Here is a 22,119-nt window from a genome sequence, read left to right on the forward strand (position 1 = left end):
TTGGTGTACGTTATAAAAGTAAAAGCAAAGCAGACAACAGCTTGTCCGGCATGAAAAGAAAGCGGGGATACGAACTTGAAAAAAATATTTGAAAATATGAAAATTTCTAAAAAGCTATCAACAGGGTTTCTTTTTGTATCATTTCTGGGAATTATTATTGGTTGCGTTGGCATTTTCAGTATGCTTTACATGACGAACACCCAGGAGAACACTTATAAAAATGACACCATGGGGATTGCTTACTGCGCCAGGGCTGAAAACGGTTTTAGCAACATCAGAGTTGCGGTTCGTAATCTTTATATCCTTTATGATACAAACAAGGAAAAATATGAGGAAGAGGCTTCAACCCAAATGGATGCTGTTCGGACACAGATGGATAACTACAGCAAAACAATTTCAACTGATGATGGACGGCAGCTATATGATTCAACCATGGCGGCATATGGAATCTATGAGGATACCATTAATAATTTATTACAAGCCTCAAAAGCAGGAGAACCAAAGGAAGAAATACTTTCTTTGCTTATAGAATCGGCGTCTAACGCGCAAAATGCAGTGGATGCATTTGAATTGCTGATAGAGCGTAAAGATGCAAACGCCCTGGAAAACAATGCAAAGAGCAAGGCGGCGGCAGTAACATCAATGATTATTATGATTGCGGTTATTATCATATCTTTTATTATTTCGAATGTTTTCAGTCGCTACATATCCGCTCTTATTAGTAAGCCTATCCAGAAGTGTGCAGCAATTGCTGAAATGTTGGCTGTGGGAGATGTGGATGTTTCAAAGGTTACGGAGGAAAAGGATAAGCTTTGGGCAGTTCGGAAAGACGAGGTTGGGGCATTAATCAGAGCTTATGATAAAATGATACTATCTACAACAGAACAGGCTCAAAAGACCAAATTGATTGCGGACGGGGATCTGACTACGACAATCACAATTAGATCAGAAGAAGATGTCCTTGGCAAAGCAATGACAGACTTGGTGGAAAAACTCCATACGCTGATGCTATCGGTTGCATCAACAGCGGAACAGGTAAGTGCTGGTGCAGGGCAGGTTTCTGATGGCGCACAGGCATTATCCTCCGGCACTGCGGAGCAGGCTGCAACGGTTGAGGAGCTGACGGCTTCGACAACCAGTGTTTCCGAGCAGGCACTGCGTAATGCTGACAGCGTGCAACAGGCTGGTAATTATGTGAATCAGGCAGGGCAGGGGGTCACCTTTAGTAACGAATATATGAATAAGCTACATAAAGCCATGGGAGAAATCGGACAATCCTCTCAGGAAATTTCAAAGATTACCAAGCTTGTGGAGGACATTGCGTTCCAAACAAACATTCTTGCGCTTAACGCTGCCGTAGAGGCTGCCCGTGCGGGAAATGCAGGCAAGGGGTTTGCCGTAGTAGCAGAGGAGGTGCGCAATCTTGCGGCAAAATCGGCTCAGGCAGCGAAACAAACCTCAGATCTCATTCAAAAATCGGTAATTGCCGTTTCGGAGGGAGAACAGCTTGCCGGTGAAACCCGTAAGTTGTTGGCCAACGTGGCGGAACAAACAAGTATGGTTGTAAAGTCAATTCATGAAATTGAAGCCGCTTCTACAGAACAAGCAGCAGCCATTGAGCAAATCAATCAAGGATTAACACAGGTGTCAGCTGTGGTGCAGACTAACGCTGCAACCGCAGAGGAAAGCTCTGCTGCCAGTGAAGAGCTTGCGGCACAGGCTCTGGTTTTACAGCAGGAAATTGGAAAATTCAAGCTGCGCAAGACATCGGACACTTTCCATATGTGGGAGCATGACAGAGCACTATTAAAAAATCAGAATCAGGAACACATGACTTCACTATCTGAAGCAAGTGGTTTTGATAAATACTAATGCGACGGGAGAATAGGAGGCCTTATAAATATGATGGATGAAATGTGGAATGATCAGCAGGCGGAAGCAGACACGGTCAGTCATCGTTATTTAACCTTTTGGGCTGACGGTCAGCTTTTCGGACTTCCCATTGAGGATGTGGTGCAGATTATTGGGATGCACCCGTTCACAAGGCTGCCGGAAGCACCTGATTATGTTAAGGGGCTGGTCAGCTTAAGAGATGACTTATTTCCTGTGATTGATGTACGTTTGCGATTGAAAAGACCTGAAAAAGAATACAATGATCGCACCTGCATTATTATTACAAAAATCATTGACAGTTTTTTTGGTTTTATTGTGGATGAGGTGGATGAAGTGTGCAATATACCTGAGGAGCAAATAACCGCTCCATTGCATATTGATCTGGAAGCAGTCAACCCATACTTGACGGGTATTGCCAAGGTAAAAGCACAACAGAGCAAAGAAAAAATTATTATGCTTATGAATATAAAAAAATTACTGAGTGAAAAAGAGTTATCACAAATGGCACAGGCAGTCCAGTGAAAAATCTTAAAAAGCGTTTTGCTATTTCTGGCTAAAAGCTTCAGATGTTAGTACGGATTTGGGAAGAATGCAATTTTTAGGAGAAAATCAAAAGTTAAATCTGCTTCAAATGCAAGGCCAAAATATGGATCTTACTAAAAAATATTTACTAAATATAGTTCCAGTGTGGAAAAAATGATGACTTTTATCGTGGGAAATGTTTCTAAGAATTGGCAAACAGTACCAAAGCCAATGTTTGCAGAATATCTGTGCACAAAGGAGGGGAAATAATTGCATGATTTTTTTGAAGGTTTGACAGCAGATCAATTGATTCGTCTGCTGCCTGAGGATCAAATCATACACAGTCTGAATGTAGAAATCCTCGTCGGAAAGCTGGCGGAGTGGCTGTCTATGTCGGAAACGGTATTTCGAGATAAATATTTAGAGTATTTTGGAAGGGCCGCCTATTACCACGACATTGGAAAAATTTGCATCCCCTCCTGCATTCTTAATAAACCGGGTGCCCTTACTGCGGAAGAGTACAGTATCATTCAGCGGCATCCAATTTATGCACAGGAATTGCTTTCTTTTTACAGAGAAACCGATATGAGCGGTATACCATCATTCCTTTTTCCCCTGACGATACAGGCTGCAGCCTATCACCATGAATGGTGGAACGGCAAAGGATATCCCTTTCATTTATGCGGTCAGGATATTCCATATGTTGCAAGAGTGACATCCTTATGTGATGCATATGACGCTATGGTAGGCAATCGAATTTATCGCAAGGCATTTACCCATGAATATGCCTGTGAAGAAGTACGCAGAGGAGCCGGCACGCAGTTTGAACCAGCGCTGGTTGAAGTTTTTCTTGCGCATGAAGCTGAAGTGAACCATTTATTTCATGATCTATGCATCTATCAGAAAGAAAAGGCGGTTGATGGAAAGAAAGCTTTTATTCGTCACTCAAAATAGATATAAAATAATAGTGCATTTTTGCGGAAAGTAGTAAGTGAATTTAGCAAAATGAAGGAGAGTAACCCTTTGGATTGCAGTTGGAAAACAATGCGAATTCCCTCACATTTCTAATGATTATGGGGCAGAATGAGTACAGAGTGATTTGTGCTCATTTTTTTAATTTTTCCGCAGGTTCAAATGGATTCCCAATCGAGATAATAATGTGAAATTAACCCTATTCTATAATATGAATTACCTTTGCAGTTTCTTTGATCCATGCTTGTTGCTGTGGTGGCAACATTGAAATATGCCGTCTTAAGCAGTGAAGTAGAATTACTTCGCCTGCGCGTAAATCAACTTCTTCCCATTGGGTATAGGAAAGATATTTTTTTGTAAATGCCGCAAATTCAGCGGGACTCAGTTCCTTTAAAACAGCGGATACTTCAGTTTCGGATAATTCGGTATCCAGCAGAATATCCGCTAAATCGCCAAGGGAATGAATTTTTTCTTTTATTATTCTAATTTTTTCAACAGAGCTTTGGCAACACATAATTTCTTCTGCAATTTTTTTATATAATTTATCATCCATTTTACTACTAAAAGAGCATTGAAGCATTGGCTTATTTTCGGGATATTGGGGAATAAGAAAAACTTTGTCTAGCGTATCCATGGAAAGTGCCAGTTCAATTGCTCGACTAACTTTTTTGATGCTTTTTTTAAGATATTGCCAGGTTTGCTCGGCCAAAGATAGGTTTTTCACCAATTTTTCTGCTGCGCAAATTAATTCCTGTTCAATTGCTGCTGTTGTTTTGTTTTTAAATTTCTCTTCAAGATATGCAACATCAGAGAGGCTTAATTTTAAGCTTCTTGCATCTGCATGAACAAGAATGCAGCCAAGGGCACTAATAAAAACTGGTTCAAAAAGATTTATTAACAGCTTTTGATAATCTGCATGGTATCCACAAAGTAAATGATGAATATTTTCCGTAGAAAACCGATTAAGAAAATCATTTTCGTAATAGATGTTTTCCAAATACTGCTTAATAAATTCTATTCCAACAAGGCCATTGACCTGGTGATAAGTGGGATAGTCCGCAGTGATATGAATTTCCTGTGCAAAAAAATCGGGTCGATAGAGCTTGAAAAATCCAAGTATTCCGTCTACGATTGTTGAACGATAGTAAATATTGGGTGTATCTAAAAGCTTGCTTGTAATTTGGCTATGAAGCAGCTTTGAGGTGTTTATCATTTTATCCAGTTGTTTTTTGCCTAGTTGATACAGCTGTTCTATGGGTTCTCTTTTCAAGGCCTCCGCAGCTTCATCTGGGGAAATATGTGTTTTCAGATGGATGCCAATGGTAAACAATAGAGAGGTCAGTATTTTCTCCGCTGTTTCAACTCGTATAGAGCTACTGTCCCCGTTATTATATTGTTCTGATAATTTTGCCAAAAGGGTAAGACATTCAAGCTGTATTTTTTCTAACTCTTTCTGGGAAAGCAATCCTGCCAAATATGCCTGCTCCAAAAGAGATTGAAAATAGTGCTCGCTATTTAGATGCAGTAAATTCAACTTGCTTATTTTTTCAATATTCTCCATCGTCATCCTCCTCCTCTTGTGAGATATCATCTGAATCCTCCCAGTCATTTGGGTTGCGTAAATTGCGTGCCAGTCCATCCAATTCGCGCCCAGCGAGCAATTCCAATGAGCCTTGACATACACCGTCAAATGCCTGCTTCATAAATCGAATCAAATCATCATCGCTGATTAAGTCCAGAGATTCATTTTTATAGTAATAAAAAACCTCCAATAGATTGTGCAAGGTTTCCTCGTAATGATCCGAAGTAAGATACGGAGAGTCGCAAAATGCATAGATTAGTTTTTCAATGACACCTCCGCCAAACTCAATTCGCCCATTCTCTTTTAATGCAAAGGTGCGTGTTTCCACCAATGCAACCGCCTGTTGTTCTGTAAGCATAAGGCCATAACGAGCAGTCAGATCATTATATTTTAAAATTTCTTGAAGGGCCTGTTTTTCAACCAAGGCATTGTTATTTAATATTGAAAGGGCAAAACTCAATTTGTATCACCTCCCATATAAAGAGTGAACATACCAACCGCTTGATGAACAACATATTCCTTTAGCTCTGCTTCATTTTTGAGTAAACCTCTGCCGGAGATAAAATTGGACACCTCGCCAATAATGTAACAATGAATATTGTGCACAACTTTGTCAATGGTTTCTGTTGGAGGCGTGACTCCTTTCATTTCCGTCCAAATTTCGGACGCAAATTGAACTAATTCCAGATGTGCTTTTTGGGTTGCAATACAATTGCTTTCGGGCCGATCCTCGCCAATATATTCCAGCCAAGCCAAACGAAACCACCCCTTATTTTCCAGATATATCTGCAAGAAAGTGTGAAAAAAACAAAACTGCTTCATTTCTGCTGTGGTTGTTGCCAAAAGATTGTTCCGCATTATTATCATGAATTCTTCTTGCAAATTTGTATGTGTTTCCCAAAGCAAGTCTGTATAGGAAGAAAAATAATTATAGAGGTTCGTATGGGCGCACCCAAGGGTACGGGCAATTTCTCTAAGATTTAGGCTTCTCAATTCATTTTTTTTACGCATTAAATCCAATGCTGTCGTTAGTATTTGCTCCTTGGTTATACTTTTTTTCATTCTCTCACCCCACAAAATTAACAACGGTAATTACCGTTGGTAATTAGATTTTATCCTCGGATTGGACTCTTGTCAATAGCGTTTAAAAAAGTTAACAGCTCTGTATTAAATATCTTCATTCTTTAGCAAAAAAATTGAAATCGAGTTTTTCGACAAAATAAGTAAATAATGTAGCCCTGTGCGTTAAATTTGAGGGTAGTATGGTATTAGCTTTAAAAAAACTTCGTTACACTTTTAAAAAACAAGAGTTTTATTTTTTAAAATTTTTGCAGAAAATTCTCTTCTTTTTTCAAATAATAAGAGATCAAATAAAAAAATCGTTAATATTAATTTTTTTTAGAGAAATAAACAATTAATATTTTACATAATTATGATTAATTTTTAAAATGAAAATGAGTTAAAAGTATAAATAATGCAGTATGGAAAACAATGTCCTACTCAAAAGTTTACATTTTACTTCGTTTTCCTTAAATTTTTCATAAATTATGATGTATTGTCAGAAGCCGCCCTTTCGTTTATCATAAGCACAACTTCAAAATCCTATAGGAAGTAAAGTTTAAACAATTCACAATGGTGTGGTTTTTTAGTATTCGTATGAATGCTGAAAAACCGCTTTTATTTTATCCAACAAAGCGAATGGAGGTAAGGATTATGAGACAGGTTGCTATTTATGGAAAAGGCGGTATTGGAAAGTCAACAACAACGCAGAATCTTACGGCTGGTCTTGCAGACATGGGCAAACATATCATGATTGTAGGCTGCGATCCTAAGGCAGATTCCACAAGACTTGTTCTTGGCGGTCTTGCACAGAAAACAGTTTTGGACACCTTGAGAGACGAAGGTGATGATATCGAGCTTGATGCAGTATTAAAAACAGGCTTTAAAGGAATCAAAGGTGTTGAATCCGGCGGCCCGGAACCCGGCGTTGGTTGTGCAGGTAGAGGCATTATTACATCCATTAACCTTCTGGAACAGCTTGGGGCATATACCGATGATTTGGATTATGTATTTTATGATGTTTTGGGCGACGTTGTTTGCGGCGGTTTCGCAATGCCCATTCGTGAAGGCAAGGCACAGGAAATTTATATCGTATGTTCCGGTGAAATGATGGCGTTATATGCGGCAAACAATATTTCAAAAGGTATTGCAAAATACGGAAAAACGGGAACTGTTCGTCTTGGTGGGCTGATTTGCAATTCTCGTAAGGTTGACCGTGAGTATGAGCTGGTTGAAGCAGTTGCAAAAAAGCTTGGCACACAACTAATTCATTTTGTCCCTCGTGACAATGCCGTGCAAAAAGCCGAAATTCATAAAAAGACTGTGATTGATTTTAGTCCCGAAGAAATCCAGGCTGAAGAATATAGAATCTTGGCAAAAAAAATTGAAGAAAACAAAATGTTTGTTGTACCTACGCCCATGTCGATTGATGAGCTGGAGGCAATCCTCATGGAATACGGCATTATGGATTAATAGAGGAGGGAAAATGATATGTTAATGATTAGAGCAATTATTAGACCCGAAAAAACGGCTTATGTTATGACCGAGCTTGCAGAAGCAGGTTTTCCTGCAATAACAAAAATGGATGTATATGGCCGTGGAAAACAAAAAGGTATTATGGTCGGCGACCTATACTATGATGAAATACCCAAGGAAATGCTGATCATTTTCTGCAATGATGAGGACAAGGACACCCTTGTAAAAATTATTCTTCGTACTGCAAAAACAGGAACAGGAAGCTATGGCGACGGACGTATTTTTGTTTCACCTATTGATGAGGCATATACAATCAGCACCGGCAAAGCTGGACTTTAAAGGAAAGGCGGTACTTCAAATGAAAGAAATTATGGCTTTTATTAGAACCAATAAGGTCAATGCTACAAAAAAGGCTTTGGCGGAAGGAGGTTATCCTTCTTTCAGCTGTCGCTCTTGTCTGGGAAGAGGAAAAAAGAGTATCGATGCCGAGCTTTTAAAACTTGTACTCTCCACGGGGGAGCTTCCCATGAATGCCACAGGGGAGCACCTTACGGAGGCTGTCCGGCTGATTCCCAAAAGATTCTTTACTGTAATCGTTGATGACAGCAATGTTAATGATGTGGTAGAAATTATTATTGCTGCAAACCAAACCGGACATCCCGGTGACGGAAAAATATTCGTGCTTCCCATCAATGAATCATATAAGGTGAGAAGCGGCGAATCTACTACAGAAGCATATTAGGAGGTGTATGAAATGAAGGAAAGAGATATTCTTCTTGAGAAATACTCCTCAAGAGTCTTTAAAAATAGAAAAAATCATGTGACACAGCTGGAGTTGGGCGAAGAACCCGATACCATTACCGCCAATACCCGAACGATACCTGGTATTGTAACAGAAAGAGGCTGTTGCTATGCAGGTTGCAAGGGCGTTGTTGTTGGGCCAATGAAGGATGTTGTCACCATTACCCATGGCCCTATCGGATGTGCTTTCTATAGCTGGGGCACAAGAAGAAATAAGGCAAAGCCTTCTTATGAAGGCGAGCAAAATTTTATCCCTTATTCCTTCTGTACAGACATGCGACCCACCGACATTGTATTCGGTGGCGAGAAAAAGTTGGAGGATGGCATTGATGAAATCATGCAGCTTTTTCATCCGAAATGTATTTTTATCTGCTCCACCTGTCCTATTGGCTTGATCGGTGACGATGTTCAGGCTGTAGCAAGGCGGGTGGAAAAGAAATATGGAATTACAGCCATCGGTTTTTCTTGCGAGGGATATAAAGGTGTTTCCCAGTCCGCCGGCCATCATATCGCCAATAATGGTTTGATGCGTCAAGTAATCGGTGTTGGTGACAAAAAACCCAAGACGAAGTATTCCTTGAATATTTTAGGCGAATACAATATCGGCGGTGACGGTTGGGAGCAAGAAAGAATTTTAAAAAGAATCGGTTATGAAATTGTATCTGTTTTTACAGGCGACGGAAGCTTTGAAACCATGAAAAATTCTCATCTTGCAGATCTGAACTTAGTTATGTGTCATCGTTCCATTAACTATGTGGCGCAGATGATGAAAACAAAATACGGCATCGACTGGTTAAAGGTAAACTTTATTGGTGTGGGTGCAACCTGCAAGTCCTTGCGTATGATCGCCCAATATTTTGACGATCCCGAATTGATTGCAAGAACGGAAGAAGTGATTGCAGATGAATTGAGTTTGATTTCAGACGAGATTGAATACTACAAATCAAAGCTGAAAGGCAAAACAGCAGGCATTTTTGTTGGCGGCTCTCGTGCACATCACTATCAACTGCTGCTTCGGGATTTCGGCATGGAAACCATTATTGCCGGCTATGAATTTGCCCACAGAGATGATTTTGAAGGCAGAGATATTATTTCTCAGATTAAGCCCGACGCTGACAGTAAAAACATTGAGGAAATTACAGTTTCTCCTGATGAAAACCTGTATCGTGAGCGTTATACGGCGGAAGAAATAGAGGCGCTTAAAGCAAAAGGCATTGAACTGGATACTTATGACGGTATGTTCCCAGATATGGAAAAAGGCTATGTTGCCGTAGATGACTACAATTTGTTTGAAACCGACGAGCTGATTAAGTCAATGAAGCCTGACATCTTCTTTTCAGGGATCAAAGACAAATATTCAATCCAAAAAGCGGGCGTTGTATCCCGACAGATGCACTCTTATGACTATTCTGGCCCTTATGCAGGCTTTAACGGAGCTGTAAACTTTGGCCGAGATATCACAATGAGTATTTATACAAACGCATGGGCCCTTACAACGCCACCATGGAAAGTGGCACCACTGCTTGGGGGAAAAATAGGAGGTGAAGCAAATGCTTGATTTAACACCAAAAGAAATCATGGAAAAAAGACATATTACAATTAATCCATGTAAAACATGTGAGCCAGTTGGCGCAATGTTCTGTGCATTAGGCGTAGAATCCTGTATGCCTCACAGCCATGGTTCTCAAGGCTGCTGTTCTTACCACAGAACCGTATTATCACGTCACTTTAAGGAACCCGCCATTGCATCCTCTAGCTCTTTTACAGAAGGGGCTTCGGTTTTCGGTGGCAGAAGCAACCTAAATACGTCGGTTAAAAATATTTTTGATCTTTATGATCCTGATATTATTGCAGTACATACCACATGTCTTTCCGAAACAATTGGTGACGATGTTGGAAACTATATCATGGATATGGAACTCCCCGAGAATAAAACCGTGCTGTATGCAAGTACACCTTCCTATGAAGGTTCACATATTCAAGGGTTTTCCAATATGATGATTGGTTTCATGAATTTTATGACGAAAAAAGAAGAAACCACCGACAAGCTTGCCATTTTCCCAGGCTGGGTGAATCCTGGTGACGACCGTGAGCTGAAACGTATTGCCAAGTTGTTTGGTGCAGATTTCATCTACTTCCCAGATCATGAGGGCTCTCTGGAAACGCCAATGACAGGCGCATATAAATATTTTCCCAAAGGCGCAGGTACTCCTGCTGCGGATATTAAGGCTCTCGGTTCCGTGAAGAAACTCATTGCCCTAGGACAAATTGCCAGTGTTGAGCCTGCAGAATACATGGAAAAACAGTATAAAGTGCCTTATACACTGATTCCTTCCCCCGTTGGCGTGAAGCTTACTGATCAATATGTGATGGCACTAAGAGAAGCAACCAGTCATGAGGTTCCTGCCGAGCTTGAAGCAGAAAGAGGGCGCCTTGTGGACCTTATGTTAGATTCACACCAGTATACCCATAATAAAAAGGTTGCAATTTTTGGTGATCCCGATGTTGTTTACAGCTTTACAGCGTTTTGCATTGAGCTGGGCATGATTCCCAAGTATGTAATCACAGGTACTCCCAAAGAAAATTTCACGAGAAGTGTGAAAAAGCTTTTTGAAGATAACGGCCTCGACCCGGAACAGTCTGTTATTAAGGCAGACACAGACCTATTCTATCTTCATCAGCTGATTAAAAATGAGTCTGTTGACCTTTTACTTGGAAATTCCTACGGAAAACAGATTGCGAAGGCGGAGGGTATGCCTATGGTAAGAATGGGCTTCCCTGTTTTGGATAGATACGGCAATACCATACAAGCTACCGTTGGTTATGCCGGAGGAATTAGATACGTTGAAAAAATAACCGAAGTCTTGATGGACAGACAGGATACAGATGCTGCCGACGAGGATTTTGAAATTGTAATGTAACATAATCCTGTATGATTATGAACGAAAGCCGAAAAGAATCTACTTTTCGGCTTATGGTTATATATATATTTATGCCAAAGAGGGTATGGAGAAAATCATGCCCTCTTTGTGTATAAAATTGAAAGGGGTGCTTTTATGGCTGATATTAACCGTACAGATATACTTCACGAAAGAGAAAATTCAATATTGAGAAAGCAAGATGGATTTTGCAGCGGAAATGGGATGCAGTGTGATGCGGCCTCTGTTTCCGGTGCGGTAAGCCAGAGAGCCTGCGCATATACCGGTGCAAGGGTTGTACTCAATCCCATTACTGATGCCTATCATATTATTCATGGGCCCATTGGTTGTTCCAGCTATACCTGGGATATTCGCGGAAGCCTTACCAGCAAGGAAGATATCTACCGCAACAGCTTTTGCACAGACTTGCGGGAAACAGATATTATTTTCGGCGGTGCGGAAAAATTGACAAAAGCCATTGAAGAGCTAATCAAGGAGCAAAACCCCAAGCTGATTTTTGTGTATTCCACCTGTATTGTAGGGGTCATTGGTGACGACGTTGACGCAGTTTGCAGAATCATGTCTGAAAAATATAATATTCCTGTTATTCCTGTAAAATCCCCGGGGTTTTCCGGAAATAAATCTACCGGCTACAAAATGGCTTGCGACGCCATTATGGAGCTTCTGTTACCTCACAAAACAGACGAAAAAGTGGAGGGTATCAATATATTAGGGGACTATAATTTGGCAGGTGAAATGTGGATTATTAAAAACTATTTCAAGAAAATAGGTATTCCTGTGGTTTCTGCCTTTACGGGGGATGCGAATTACGAAAACATGATAAAGGCTCCCTCTGCCACAATCAATGTGGTGCAGTGTGCTGGCTCCAGTACCTATCTGGCAAACAGAATGGAGGAGGAGCTTGGCATACCTTATTTAAAGGTAAGTTTTTTTGGTATTGAGGATACCACCAATTCTTTAATCAGAGTGGCAGAGGCGTTAGGCAACGAGGAGGCAAGAAAAAAGGCCGTTGAATTCTGTTCTCAAGAAGCCGCAAAAATGGAAGGTTTTCTTGAAAAATACAGACGAAATTTGCAAGGTAAAAAGGTTGCTATTTATGTGGGGGGGGGATTTAAGGCAATCTCATTGATCAGACAGTTCGATCTCATGGGAATGAAAACCGTTATGGTTGGTACGCAGACGGGAAAAAAAGAGGATTACGAAATCATTGAAAGTCTAGTGGGTGAGGACACTGTTATATTAGACGATGCAAACCCAGCAGAGCTGGAAGCGTTTATGAAGGAAAAGGGTGCCGACATTTTGGTTGGCGGGGTAAAGGAACGCCCCCTTGCCTATAAGCTTGGCATTGCCTTTTGCGACCATAATCACGAAAGAAAGCGTCCGTTGGCTGGTTTTGAGGGTGTCTATCATTTTACCACAGAAATCAACCAAAGCATCAACAGTCCGGTTTGGGATTATGTAAAGGGGGGATGCGTATGAAAACAAAAATAAATGCATTGGTAAACTTAAATACAAATCCATGCAAAATGTGTATGCCCATGGGAGCGGCAACGGCTTTTTATGGTATAAAGGATTGTATCACAATTCTTCATGGCTCTCAAGGTTGTGCAACCTATATCAGAAGACATATGGCAACCCATTATAACGAGCCTGTTGATATTGCCTCATCCTCCCTGACTGAACAGGGAACCGTTTACGGTGGTGAGAACAACTTAAAAAAAGGGCTTAAGAACCTTATTTCTCTGTATAATCCAAAGGTGATTGGTGTTATGACAACCTGTCTTGCTGAGACAATCGGGGAAGATGTTGTGGGTATTATCGAACGGTTTTATGAAGAAAATCCCGAGCATAAAAACATTACAATTCTTCCTGTGAATTCTCCCGGCTATGGAGGTACACAGTATGAAGGATACTTTGCATCCCTCAATACTATAGCCGAAAAGATTGAAATGGATACAGAAAAAAATCAGAAAATCAATGTAATTATTCCACCCCATAGTCCGGCGGACATACGATTTTTGAAGGCTGCTTTTAAACAGTTTGGGTTGGATGTAATTCTTTTGCCTGATATTTCCGAAAATTTGGATAGTGGGCATAATGAGGTGTATTCCAGACTTCCCAAAGGGGGCACGGAATTAAGCGACCTAAAAAAAATGGGTGGTGCAAGATATACAATAGAGTTCGCCGACATTGATTGTGAGAAATCCCCAGCAAAAACGTTATATGAAAAATATGGGGTACCCTATAAAAGGCTTGCCTCCCCAGTGGGACTAAAGGCAACGGATGAATTTTATAAAACCCTGGCAGAGCTTGCAGTCGCAGACATTCCTCAGGGAATCAAGGAGGAAAGAAGCCGATATATTGACGGCATGATTGATTCTCACAAATACAACTCCGCAGGTAGAGCGGTGATTTTTGGTGAACCTGAGTTTGTGGTTTCTGCCGTAAGTCTTTGTACGGAAAATGGAATTTTGCCCGTTGTTGTGTCAACAGGAAGCGTTTTTCACCATTTAAAAAAATACGTTGAGGATAAGATTTCTTATGTTGCAAAGAAGTATTATGTTGAGGATTATATCATTACCGACGATACGGATTTTGCCCAGATTGAGGCGTTTGCTAAAAAACATCAGGTGAATATTATGATTGGAAACTCCGACGGAAGGCGTATCGAGGAAGAGCTGAAAATCCCTTTGGTAAGACGCGCTTTTCCCATTCATGACCGCATCGGCGGACAGCGCCTTAGAATGCTTGGTTATGAAGGTTCACTATCCCTTTTGGATGAAATCACAAACGCTTTGTTATCCGTCACGGAAAACACCTTTCGAGATACCCTTTATGATACCTATTATAAAGGTACTCCCATTGATGAAAGTGGTGAGGGAACGACTGAAACAAAGGATGAGGGCATTCCTTCGGACATCATGAAAAAAACCATGGAGCATCCTTGCTATAACTGTGCGGGGCATCAATTTGCAAGAATTCATCTGCCCGTTGCTCCTTCGTGCAATGTACAGTGCAATTATTGTGTTAGAAAATATGACTGTCCAAACGAAAGCAGACCTGGTGTTACAAGCACCATATTAACGCCCGAGGAGGCTTTGGCAAGATATATAGCCGTAAAGGAGAGAATGCCTAACCTTACAGTTGTGGGGATTGCCGGACCGGGGGATTCTCTTGCAGGAAACTACGCCGATACTAAAAAAACCTTAGAGCTCATCAGAAGCTACGACAAGGATGTTACCTTCTGCCTCTCCACAAACGGGTTGATGCTACCTTTTTATGCAGAAGAATTGGTTCAACTTGGTGTTACTCACGTTACTGTAACCATGAACGCCGTCGATCCGAAAATCAGCGGTAAAATATACAAATACATAAATTACATGGGCAATCGTTTTGAAGGGGATGCCGCAGGTGCAATCATGGTTTCCAATCAGCTTTCGGGGCTTAAAATTCTTCTTGCCCATGGAGTTATCTGCAAGGTTAATATTGTTACTTTGAAGGGGATTAATGAATCCCATATTCCTGCGGTTGTGCAAACCTGTAAGGATATGGGTTGCTATATTACAAATATTATGCAGCTGATTCCTGTACCGGGCAGTGCTTTTGAAAGCCTCCCCATGGTGAGCAATAAGGATATCCTGAATTTGAGAAATGAATGCAACAAAATTATGAAGCAAATGTTCCATTGCAAGCAGTGTCGTGCCGATGCAGTTGGTACATTGGATAACGACATGTCCGTGGATTTAGCAGGTTTTCTTGCCCCAAAAGAGGCTTCACCCAGTACAAAAAGCTGTACCTTTGCCGTTGCCTCAAAAAGTGGTGTCAATGTAGATTTACATTTTGGTCATGCAGAGGAGTTCTATATTTTTGAATATACAAATAGCGAAGTCAGATTTAAGGAAAGGCGAAATATTGAAAAATATTGCAATGGAAATGAGTTTTGTGATGATAAGCAGGATAAAATCGCTAAAATTATTGCAGCACTCAGCGATTGCGACGGCGTAATTGCAATGAGAATTGGCGAATCCCCGAAGGTTCGCCTGAAGGATAAAGGAATCAAAGTTATTTCAACCTTTGACAAAATAGAAAATGCAGTAATAGAAGCCGCAAAGGCCATATAAAGGAGGGGTTCATATGATTCAGCCCAAATTTCATGTTTTTATTTGCACCAGCTGTCGAATAAACGGTCAGCAGAAGGGCTACTGTCATCAGCAGGGGAGTGTCGATTTGATACAAGCATTTATGCAGGAAATTGAGGACAGGGAGCTGTCGGGAGATGTTGTTTTAAATAATACAGGCTGCTTTGGTATTTGTGATAAAGGACCCATTGTGGTTGTGTATCCTGAAGGTGTATGGTATGGGAATGTTCAGGCAAAGGATGTTGAAAGAATTTTTGATGAACATTTTGAAGGGAACACACCGGTAAAAGACCTTATGATATAACAATTTTTTGAAATGGAGGCATGCAGATGATTAAGATTATAGATTCAACATTATGTATGCTCAATGATTATCCTTTGACAAAGGAACAAATTAAATGCTTTATTTCATTTGTTGGAAATGTGGGAATTAAGGATTTACAGATTAATCCCTTAATTTACGAAATGCTTGAGGGAGAGCTTCCCGAAGGGTTTGTTTACTATCTTGAGCTGGGAACAATGACCTATATGCGAGGGAATTATCCGATTGATGATAAAATAAAATATTATTTTACGCCGAAAAGGAGTACCCTGCCAAACGAAATTGAAACTCACCAGCTCAATGATATTACGGAACCCACAGATTTTCATATCGATAACAGACTAATAAAAATTGTTGGTCTTGACAGTCTGCTGTTAAACGGATGTGATGGAGCGGTCATATGGTTTCAGAAAAAAATTCCTGTAAAAACCACCATCCTTTGTCCGGAAAATACCTATCACTGTGCAACGGCAACGGCCTTATTGTTTTTGGAGCAAAAGGGGTATGGTGTTGTAACTACATTTTCCGGAATAGGAAATAAAGCGGCAACGGAGCAGATTATTATGGCACTGCATGTTTCAGAGCGTTATATGAACAATAAATTATTTCCCGATTTTGCAAACATAAAGATTTGGTTAGAAGAAATTGTCGGGATAAAAATCCCCTCTTTTGCCCCCGTCATTGGAGATAGAATCTTCCATGTGGAATCAGGGGTGCATGTGGATGGCATTATGAAAAAGCCTGCCAATTATGAGCCCTATCCCCCCGAGGAGGTAGGGTTAAAAAGAAAGGTGATTTTGGGAAAGTACTCCGGTAAAAATTCGGTAATGATAAAGCTGCAGAAGCTAGGCTACAACGAGTATACGGAAAAGGACGCGGAGAAGCTTTTAAAAATCATAAAACAGAAAAGTGTTTTAGAGGGAACAGCTGTTTCGGATAGTGAGTTTACTAAAATTGTTGAAGGATATGATTGCCATGAAAAAACCACTAAAAATAGTTGATACAACACTGCGCGATGGCGAACAGTGTCCTGGGATTATTTTCAGCCCTGAAAACAAAGTTAAGCTTGCCCTAGCCTTGGATAAAATTGGATTTTATGAAATAGAAGTTGGAATTTACGACAGAAAAACCGAGGGCAAGGAATTTCTAAGAGAAATTATGGAAAGACGAAAAAACTCCAAAATTTCTTTATGGGCCCGGTTGATTCCCAACGATGTTATGGAAGCTGCAAAGCAAAAACCGGACTTAATTCATATTGCAGCTCCTGTAAGTTATGTTCAAATTTACTCAAAGCTAAATAAAAACAAGCAGTGGGTGGAAAAGGCACTCATACAATGCATGGAGATTGCTGATAATTTTGACGTTCCCATAACCCTTGGCTTTGAGGATTGCTCAAGGGCAGACACTGGCTTTATGATCAGGCTCGCATATCTTGCGGAAAGCTTGGGGGTAAAAACCATAAGGCTTGCTGATACAGTAGGTATTTTTACTCCAACAAAAGCAGGAAAATTAATAAAAGAATTAAAGAGTAAAACTTCCCTGCCTATTGAGACCCATGAGCACAATGATTTTGGTATGGCGGTAGCAAATTCCTTAGAAATGGCAGTTCTTGGTGCTGAATTTATAGATTGTACCTTGTTTGGAATCGGAGAGCGGGCGGGAAACTGCAATTTATATGATTTTGTGCATGCCGCAGAAATGCGCTTTGATACAGGAATTGAGAAGCGCGATATTCTTGAGGTACAGAAGCTTTTTCTTCAAACCGTTCATAAGGATGTACGAAGCCTTTTGTAGGAGGGAACTATGAATATTAAATCAGTAAAGATAAAGGAGGGTTATATCCTCCGTGAATTAGGGGGAGAATTTTGTATTTTCCATGAAAGCGATAGCGAAAACGGCTCCTTAGTGGGGCTTCCCTCAGTCAATGAAACCTGTGTTTTTCTTTGGGATCGATTGGCAAAAGGCGCAGATGCACAAATGCTGATTGAAGCCGTAGCTGATAAATACGGCATTGAATTTGAGGATGCTGAATATGAGGTGGGCGAATTTCTTGCCAAGTTGATTCATGGAGATGTTGTAATAATAAATAAATAAAGGGGGCCACGGTATGGGTGGAATCGCAGTATTTACTGATGAAAATGGAAATCTGGCAAACTTTTATCAATGTGTTCAGATAAAAATTTACGTTAAGGAAAAGGACGGCTTTCGGCAAAAGAAAACCATATGCTTTGAAAAAATTGAACCAACCTCCCCAGTTGAAATCAGACGAAAGACCGAGAATTTATTAAACTTTATAAAAGAATGTAATACAGTGGCTTTTAAGGAAATTTTCGGCATACCCTTTACTGTTTTTGATAAAGCAGGCTGTAATGTTTTTTCAATAGAGGACAACACCATGGAGCAATTAGCGGAAATAGAAAATGATATTTTGACATTACAGGAGGAAAGGAAAAAACGAGAGGAACTGGGAAGCAGCATTGCCCCCGTTGAAACGGATATCCCCGGCGTATACTTTTTTGACTTGATGAAGGCGCAGGAAAAATATCCGGAGCTCACCTCTAAAAAAGTATTAAAACCGTTTTTTGATACGGTTCCATTTATGGAATTAAGTCTGATTTGTGCGCATATGCCGCCATGGCTTGAAAGGGATCCCCGATTTAAGATTAAGACTGAAAAAAAAGGACTTCAGCTTCATTTGTCTATTACTTACAAACAGTGTTAGGAGGGAAAAATATGATGAATTACCTTGTCGTAGATGACACGCATATCCAGATTGCCTTTGGTGTATTAGGGGATGTAACCTCTTATGAAACGTATACCTCCGGCGAATTGCAAGGTGTAAAGCTTGGGGGAAAAAATATGGTTATGACCCATGCAGGCGAACTGGTTCCTGCCTATAGTGAAACAGAAAGAAGAAAAAACAAGGCTTCCGTGGAGTTTCATAAAAATGGCTTGGTAAAAGGCGTTCTCTTGGAGGAGCAAACGGAAATAGAAACCCCCATTGGTACTTTGCCGGCGGAATATGTCACTTTTTATCCCACAGGAGAAATCCACAGAGTTTTTGTGGCAGACGGCAAAATAAGCGGTTTTTGGTCGGAGGAGGATGAAGGTGCGTATAATATCCCTCTTTCCTTCGAATTAGATTTCGCCCAATTTACGGCAAAAACCAATGGGATTTGTTTTTATCAAAGCGGAGCGATCAAAAGCATCACCCTATATCCGGGAGAATGCATTACATTAAACACAAAGTCAGGTTCGTTTCAAACACGAATTGGTTTTTCTTTATATGAAAGCGGTCAGCTCCAATCGGCTGAGCCTGCCGAGGCAGTTATCATACATACGCAGATTGGGCGTTTCAGTGCAAATGATCCCAATGCCATTGGCATAAATGCTGACAGCAATTCCCTTTCCTTTGATGAAATGGGAAGAATCAATAAGTTTTCCACGGTGTCCAATAGAATTGCTGTACAGAGCGAGGATTCCGAATTTTTACTCCTTAAACCTGAGCAAAAAATACATCCTTTGTATGATGATATGAAAATCACTCAAGCAATGGTGCTTTATTTTGATTTTGAAAATGACACTGTAACAATCGTAAACGACGAAGAGCATACCTTTTCCATGTCAGCCTGTAGGTTTACCGTTCAAAGCCTTCAAACCGACGTTTTAGGGTGTACCCCTGAGGATTGCGCAAGTTGTTCTTTGTGTCATTCTAAAAATAAAGAAATACAATAGCGTACCCACATTTTTCAATCAAAGAAAGAGAGCAAGCCATGCGCTTTTCATGGCTTGTACTCAAAAGGGGGATATTTTATGAAAAAATTTTTAACCATGATAATTATTGCCGCTTTCTTGCTGACTACGGCATGCGGAAAAGCCGCAAGCCCACTGGTAGACACCGCCAAGGAGCAATCGGACCAAACCGCTGTACTGGCAGAGGTCACCGGATTTGAAGATGTAAACACCGATGGGGTTAAGCTGATTGCATTAGGAAATTCCGATGTACCCGTAGGGCAGTATTCAGAAGAAATATTTACTAATTTAGGCTTTTGGGACGCAATGCAAAGTAAAATTTCTTTTGGTACAAATGTAAAAGAGGTGATTTCACAAGTTCAACAAGGGGCTGTTGATTGCGGCGTTGTTTACGCTACGGATGCCGCAACTGCTGATGGCGTAAAAGTCGTCTGTTCCGCTCCTTACGAAACCTTAAAAACACCTGTTATTTACCCTGCAGCAGCCCTTTCCCAGGCTGAAAATAAGGCTGTAGCAGAAGTTTTCCTGGATTTTCTTCTTACAGATGAAGCAAAAAGTGAATTCGAAAAGGTTGGATTTAAAATTGCGGCAACAGATACGCCAAAGGGCTTGACTGCTGATGACAGGGGTACCTTGACTATTTTTGCCGCTGCTAGCCTAACAGAATCTTTAACAGAAATCGGTAAGTTGTTTAATGTAAAATATCCGAATATTGAGCTTGTATACAATTTTGATTCCAGCGGAACCTTGCTCACACAAATTGAGTCTGGTGCCAATGTTGATATTTTTATCTCTGCAGCACAAAAGCAGATGAAAGCTTTGAATGAGGGCGGATATATCAATGGGGACACCCTTATGAATTTGCTGGAAAACGAAGTTGTGCTGATTGTTCCCGAAAAATAACTTTTTAAGCGAGGCGATGCCGATGGATTGGTTTCCGTTATATAATTCCTTAAGAATTTCGTTTGTTGCATCTTTTATCACATTTTTTATCGGCATCTTTATGGCATACTATATTGTGAAGCTTCCGGGCGTATTAAAAGGTTTTTTTGACACTTTGCTTACAATTCCTATGGTATTGCCGCCTACGGTAGTGGGGTTTCTTTTGCTTAAGGTACTCTCGCCGAAAAGCTCGCTGGGTATTTTAGTGAAAAAATATTTTGATACCACAATTACCATGAAATGGTATGCTGCAATTTTTGCTGTGGTGATTGTGACGCTTCCGTTAATGTACAGAACGGCGAGAAGCTCCTTTGAGGCGTTTGATAAAAATATTATAGCCGCTGGAAAGACACTTTCCCTTTCCAATTCATATATTTTCTGGCGCATTCTTTTGCCCAACTGCAAGGAAGGGATCATCGCCGGATTTGTGCTGGCCTTTGCCAGAGGGCTTGGAGAATATGGCGCTACCAGTATGGTGGCAGGCTATATTGCAAATAGCACTGCCACGATTTCAACGACGGTGGCATATTTTTGGCAAACCAATCAGGATAGCCAGGCGATGAACTGGGTTTTGGTAAACATTGGGATTTCTTTTGTTGTAATGCTTATTGTAAATATTTTTGAAAAGAAAAACTCCTATGGAAGGAGGTCATAAATATGTCTTTATACTGCAAGATAAAAAAACGACTGGGTGCATTTACCCTTGATGTCAAGTTTGAAGCAACGGACGAAAATGTTGCTTTAATGGGTGGATCGGGCTGCGGAAAGAGCATGACACTTCGGTGCATCGCAGGTGTTGAAACGCCGGATAGTGGAAAAATTATAATAAACGGAAAAACTGTTTTTGATGCCGAAAAAAAAATTAATCTATCGCCACAAAAGCGGAAAGTCGGATTTTTGTTCCAAGATTATGCCCTGTTTCCTAATATGACTGTGAAAAAAAACATCATGGCTGTTATGGCGAAAGAAAAAAGATGTAATATTGATAAATTCATTTCAGCCTATCATCTGACAGGGTTGGAGGAAAGGCTACCATCTGAGCTGTCGGGTGGTCAGAAGCAAAGATGTGCATTAGCAAGAATGATGGCTTGTGAACCGGAAATCATTATGCTGGATGAACCCTTTTCCGCACTGGACAGCTATTTAAGATGGCAAATGGAACAAGAGGTTATTTCTGCTGTCAAGGAATTTGGCAAAACAGTATTGTTTGTTTCCCATGATCGGGACGAAGTCTTTCGCATAAGTGATAAGGTTGTTGTGATGGAGCATGGTAAAAACGAAAAAATTTGCTCTAAGCATGCCCTTTACATAAAGCCCAAAACCTATACGGATGCTTTACTTATAGGCTGCAAAAATATCTGTCAAGCATATTGGAAGAGGGGGCGAGTACTTGCCCCGGATTATGGGTTGGAATTGGAATGCAATGAGAATTTCGATGGGCTGTCTTATTTATGCATCAGGACAAAACGCATTCTTCCCGCTTTTTTAACCACCCCCAGTACTGATGCATTATTGCTGGAGTATGAAATTGTAAGTGTAACGGAGGGTGTTTTCAGCGATATATTAATGATCAAGCCCCAAAATGCAGATGGACTGATTCGATGGGAAATTCAAAAAGATGTTTATGCCCAATTACATAAGTACCCAAGGGTAATGGCTATCCCTAGAACTGAAATTCTATTGCTTACAAAGTAGTTAAACTTTAGAGAAATATATGGA

General features: G+C 40.5%; 22 protein-coding genes. 19 read left to right on the plus strand and 3 right to left on the minus strand.

Going from position 1 to position 22,119, the window contains the following annotated elements:
- Nucleotides 1–75: 75 nt before the first annotated feature.
- The 3 genes from CLNEO_RS08435 to CLNEO_RS08445 all read left to right on the plus strand — a co-directional run bounded on the left by CLNEO_RS08435 (nt 76) and on the right by CLNEO_RS08445 (nt 3,369).
- Entirely contained in the window at nt 76–1,872 is a 1,797-nt protein-coding gene (locus CLNEO_RS08435) for a methyl-accepting chemotaxis protein (protein WP_066087283.1), read from the plus strand.
- Nucleotides 1,873–1,902: 30 nt separating this feature from the next.
- Entirely contained in the window at nt 1,903–2,415 is a 513-nt protein-coding gene (locus CLNEO_RS08440; RefSeq protein ID WP_083531925.1) for a chemotaxis protein CheW, read from the plus strand.
- Nucleotides 2,416–2,685: 270 nt separating this feature from the next.
- Nucleotides 2,686–3,369: an HD-GYP domain-containing protein gene (locus CLNEO_RS08445; protein ID WP_083531926.1), complete on the plus strand. Its 684-nt coding sequence runs from the start codon at nt 2,686–2,688 to the stop codon at nt 3,367–3,369.
- Nucleotides 3,370–3,586: 217 nt separating this feature from the next.
- Here CLNEO_RS08445 and CLNEO_RS08450 read toward each other — a convergent pair whose 3' ends face one another.
- Genes CLNEO_RS08450 through CLNEO_RS08460 form a run of 3 tightly spaced genes read right to left on the minus strand, consistent with a single transcriptional unit; the run spans nt 3,587 to nt 6,031 of the window.
- Nucleotides 3,587–4,948, minus strand: coding sequence for a DUF6179 domain-containing protein (locus CLNEO_RS08450; RefSeq protein WP_066087286.1), 1,362 nt, complete (start codon nt 4,946–4,948; stop codon nt 3,587–3,589).
- The gene (locus CLNEO_RS08455) at nt 4,935–5,429 is read right to left on the minus strand and encodes a DUF6323 family protein (protein WP_066087289.1); all 495 of its coding nucleotides are present in this window, start codon (nt 5,427–5,429) and stop codon (nt 4,935–4,937) included. The genes CLNEO_RS08450 and CLNEO_RS08455 overlap by 14 nt, the downstream gene beginning before the upstream one ends.
- Nucleotides 5,426–6,031 carry a TetR/AcrR family transcriptional regulator gene (locus tag CLNEO_RS08460; protein ID WP_066087292.1) on the minus strand — a complete coding sequence of 202 codons (606 nt, stop codon included), beginning with the start codon at nt 6,029–6,031 and terminating at the stop codon, nt 5,426–5,428. The genes CLNEO_RS08455 and CLNEO_RS08460 overlap by 4 nt, the downstream gene beginning before the upstream one ends.
- 651 nt (nt 6,032–6,682) lie before the next feature.
- On the opposite strand from CLNEO_RS08460, the gene nifH reads away from it, so the two are divergent.
- The 16 genes from nifH to CLNEO_RS08540 all read left to right on the plus strand — a co-directional run bounded on the left by nifH (nt 6,683) and on the right by CLNEO_RS08540 (nt 22,095).
- Entirely contained in the window at nt 6,683–7,501 is an 819-nt protein-coding gene (gene nifH / locus CLNEO_RS08465) for a nitrogenase iron protein (RefSeq protein WP_066087295.1), read from the plus strand.
- Between the two features lie 18 nt (nt 7,502–7,519).
- Nucleotides 7,520–7,843 (plus strand): P-II family nitrogen regulator, encoded by a 324-nt coding sequence (locus tag CLNEO_RS08470; RefSeq protein WP_066087298.1) that lies wholly within the window; start codon nt 7,520–7,522, stop codon nt 7,841–7,843.
- Between the two features lie 19 nt (nt 7,844–7,862).
- Nucleotides 7,863–8,246 (plus strand): P-II family nitrogen regulator, encoded by a 384-nt coding sequence (locus CLNEO_RS08475; RefSeq protein ID WP_066087301.1) that lies wholly within the window; start codon nt 7,863–7,865, stop codon nt 8,244–8,246.
- Nucleotides 8,247–8,258: 12 nt separating this feature from the next.
- The gene (locus tag CLNEO_RS08480) at nt 8,259–9,863 is read left to right on the plus strand and encodes a nitrogenase component I subunit alpha (protein ID WP_066087302.1); all 1,605 of its coding nucleotides are present in this window, start codon (nt 8,259–8,261) and stop codon (nt 9,861–9,863) included.
- A complete protein-coding gene (locus CLNEO_RS08485; protein WP_066087304.1) occupies nt 9,856–11,226 on the plus strand; it encodes a nitrogenase component 1 in 1,371 nt (456 codons plus the stop codon). The genes CLNEO_RS08480 and CLNEO_RS08485 overlap by 8 nt, the downstream gene beginning before the upstream one ends.
- A gap of 135 nt (nt 11,227–11,361) precedes the next feature.
- Nucleotides 11,362–12,723: a nitrogenase iron-molybdenum cofactor biosynthesis protein NifE gene (gene nifE, locus CLNEO_RS08490; RefSeq protein WP_066087307.1), complete on the plus strand. Its 1,362-nt coding sequence runs from the start codon at nt 11,362–11,364 to the stop codon at nt 12,721–12,723.
- Nucleotides 12,720–15,365: a nitrogenase component 1 gene (locus CLNEO_RS08495; protein WP_066087311.1), complete on the plus strand. Its 2,646-nt coding sequence runs from the start codon at nt 12,720–12,722 to the stop codon at nt 15,363–15,365. Before nifE ends, CLNEO_RS08495 begins: the two co-directional genes overlap by 4 nt.
- Before the next feature lie 13 nt (nt 15,366–15,378).
- Nucleotides 15,379–15,687: a 2Fe-2S ferredoxin gene (locus CLNEO_RS08500; RefSeq protein ID WP_066087314.1), complete on the plus strand. Its 309-nt coding sequence runs from the start codon at nt 15,379–15,381 to the stop codon at nt 15,685–15,687.
- Between the two features lie 26 nt (nt 15,688–15,713).
- On the plus strand, nt 15,714–16,706 hold the full coding sequence (locus CLNEO_RS08505) for a homocitrate synthase/isopropylmalate synthase family protein (RefSeq protein ID WP_066087317.1): 993 nt from the start codon (nt 15,714–15,716) through the stop codon (nt 16,704–16,706).
- On the plus strand, nt 16,681–17,499 hold the full coding sequence (locus tag CLNEO_RS08510) for a beta/alpha barrel domain-containing protein (protein WP_066087320.1): 819 nt from the start codon (nt 16,681–16,683) through the stop codon (nt 17,497–17,499). Before CLNEO_RS08505 ends, CLNEO_RS08510 begins: the two co-directional genes overlap by 26 nt.
- Before the next feature lie 9 nt (nt 17,500–17,508).
- On the plus strand, nt 17,509–17,799 hold the full coding sequence (locus CLNEO_RS08515) for a PqqD family protein (protein WP_066087324.1): 291 nt from the start codon (nt 17,509–17,511) through the stop codon (nt 17,797–17,799).
- Nucleotides 17,800–17,812: 13 nt separating this feature from the next.
- Nucleotides 17,813–18,427: a Fe-only nitrogenase accessory AnfO family protein gene (locus tag CLNEO_RS08520; RefSeq protein ID WP_066087327.1), complete on the plus strand. Its 615-nt coding sequence runs from the start codon at nt 17,813–17,815 to the stop codon at nt 18,425–18,427.
- A gap of 11 nt (nt 18,428–18,438) precedes the next feature.
- Complete coding sequence (locus tag CLNEO_RS08525) at nt 18,439–19,440, plus strand: hypothetical protein (RefSeq protein ID WP_083531927.1); 1,002 nt, start codon at nt 18,439–18,441, stop codon at nt 19,438–19,440.
- Between the two features lie 78 nt (nt 19,441–19,518).
- Nucleotides 19,519–20,361 carry a molybdate ABC transporter substrate-binding protein gene (gene modA / locus CLNEO_RS16275; RefSeq protein WP_066087329.1) on the plus strand — a complete coding sequence of 281 codons (843 nt, stop codon included), beginning with the start codon at nt 19,519–19,521 and terminating at the stop codon, nt 20,359–20,361.
- A gap of 22 nt (nt 20,362–20,383) precedes the next feature.
- Nucleotides 20,384–21,055, plus strand: coding sequence for a molybdate ABC transporter permease subunit (gene modB / locus CLNEO_RS08535; RefSeq protein WP_066087332.1), 672 nt, complete (start codon nt 20,384–20,386; stop codon nt 21,053–21,055).
- Nucleotides 21,056–21,057: 2 nt separating this feature from the next.
- The gene (locus CLNEO_RS08540) at nt 21,058–22,095 is read left to right on the plus strand and encodes a sulfate/molybdate ABC transporter ATP-binding protein (protein ID WP_066087334.1); all 1,038 of its coding nucleotides are present in this window, start codon (nt 21,058–21,060) and stop codon (nt 22,093–22,095) included.
- Nucleotides 22,096–22,119 lie beyond the last annotated feature (24 nt).

It is taken from the genome of Anaerotignum neopropionicum, from assembly GCF_001571775.1.
Lineage (GTDB): Bacteria > Bacillota > Clostridia > Lachnospirales > Anaerotignaceae > Chakrabartyella > Chakrabartyella neopropionicum.

What these genes read in the sequence shown, in the direction of transcription:
- CLNEO_RS08440 (WP_083531925.1), top strand. Translation starts at nt 1,903, where the DNA reads ATGATGGATGAAATGTGGAATGATCAGCAGGCGGAAGCAGACACGGTC.
- CLNEO_RS08450 (WP_066087286.1), bottom strand. Translation starts at nt 4,948, where the DNA reads ATGGAGAATATTGAAAAAATAAGCAAGTTGAATTTACTGCATCTAAAT.
- CLNEO_RS08460 (WP_066087292.1), bottom strand. Translation starts at nt 6,031, where the DNA reads ATGAAAAAAAGTATAACCAAGGAGCAAATACTAACGACAGCATTGGAT.
- nifH (WP_066087295.1), top strand. Translation starts at nt 6,683, where the DNA reads ATGAGACAGGTTGCTATTTATGGAAAAGGCGGTATTGGAAAGTCAACA.
- CLNEO_RS08470 (WP_066087298.1), top strand. Translation starts at nt 7,520, where the DNA reads ATGTTAATGATTAGAGCAATTATTAGACCCGAAAAAACGGCTTATGTT.
- CLNEO_RS08475 (WP_066087301.1), top strand. Translation starts at nt 7,863, where the DNA reads ATGAAAGAAATTATGGCTTTTATTAGAACCAATAAGGTCAATGCTACA.
- CLNEO_RS08480 (WP_066087302.1), top strand. Translation starts at nt 8,259, where the DNA reads ATGAAGGAAAGAGATATTCTTCTTGAGAAATACTCCTCAAGAGTCTTT.
- CLNEO_RS08485 (WP_066087304.1), top strand. Translation starts at nt 9,856, where the DNA reads ATGCTTGATTTAACACCAAAAGAAATCATGGAAAAAAGACATATTACA.
- nifE (WP_066087307.1), top strand. Translation starts at nt 11,362, where the DNA reads ATGGCTGATATTAACCGTACAGATATACTTCACGAAAGAGAAAATTCA.
- CLNEO_RS08495 (WP_066087311.1), top strand. Translation starts at nt 12,720, where the DNA reads ATGAAAACAAAAATAAATGCATTGGTAAACTTAAATACAAATCCATGC.
- CLNEO_RS08500 (WP_066087314.1), top strand. Translation starts at nt 15,379, where the DNA reads ATGATTCAGCCCAAATTTCATGTTTTTATTTGCACCAGCTGTCGAATA.
- CLNEO_RS08505 (WP_066087317.1), top strand. Translation starts at nt 15,714, where the DNA reads ATGATTAAGATTATAGATTCAACATTATGTATGCTCAATGATTATCCT.
- CLNEO_RS08510 (WP_066087320.1), top strand. Translation starts at nt 16,681, where the DNA reads ATGAAAAAACCACTAAAAATAGTTGATACAACACTGCGCGATGGCGAA.
- CLNEO_RS08515 (WP_066087324.1), top strand. Translation starts at nt 17,509, where the DNA reads ATGAATATTAAATCAGTAAAGATAAAGGAGGGTTATATCCTCCGTGAA.
- CLNEO_RS08520 (WP_066087327.1), top strand. Translation starts at nt 17,813, where the DNA reads ATGGGTGGAATCGCAGTATTTACTGATGAAAATGGAAATCTGGCAAAC.
- CLNEO_RS08525 (WP_083531927.1), top strand. Translation starts at nt 18,439, where the DNA reads ATGATGAATTACCTTGTCGTAGATGACACGCATATCCAGATTGCCTTT.
- modA (WP_066087329.1), top strand. Translation starts at nt 19,519, where the DNA reads ATGAAAAAATTTTTAACCATGATAATTATTGCCGCTTTCTTGCTGACT.
- modB (WP_066087332.1), top strand. Translation starts at nt 20,384, where the DNA reads ATGGATTGGTTTCCGTTATATAATTCCTTAAGAATTTCGTTTGTTGCA.
- CLNEO_RS08540 (WP_066087334.1), top strand. Translation starts at nt 21,058, where the DNA reads ATGTCTTTATACTGCAAGATAAAAAAACGACTGGGTGCATTTACCCTT.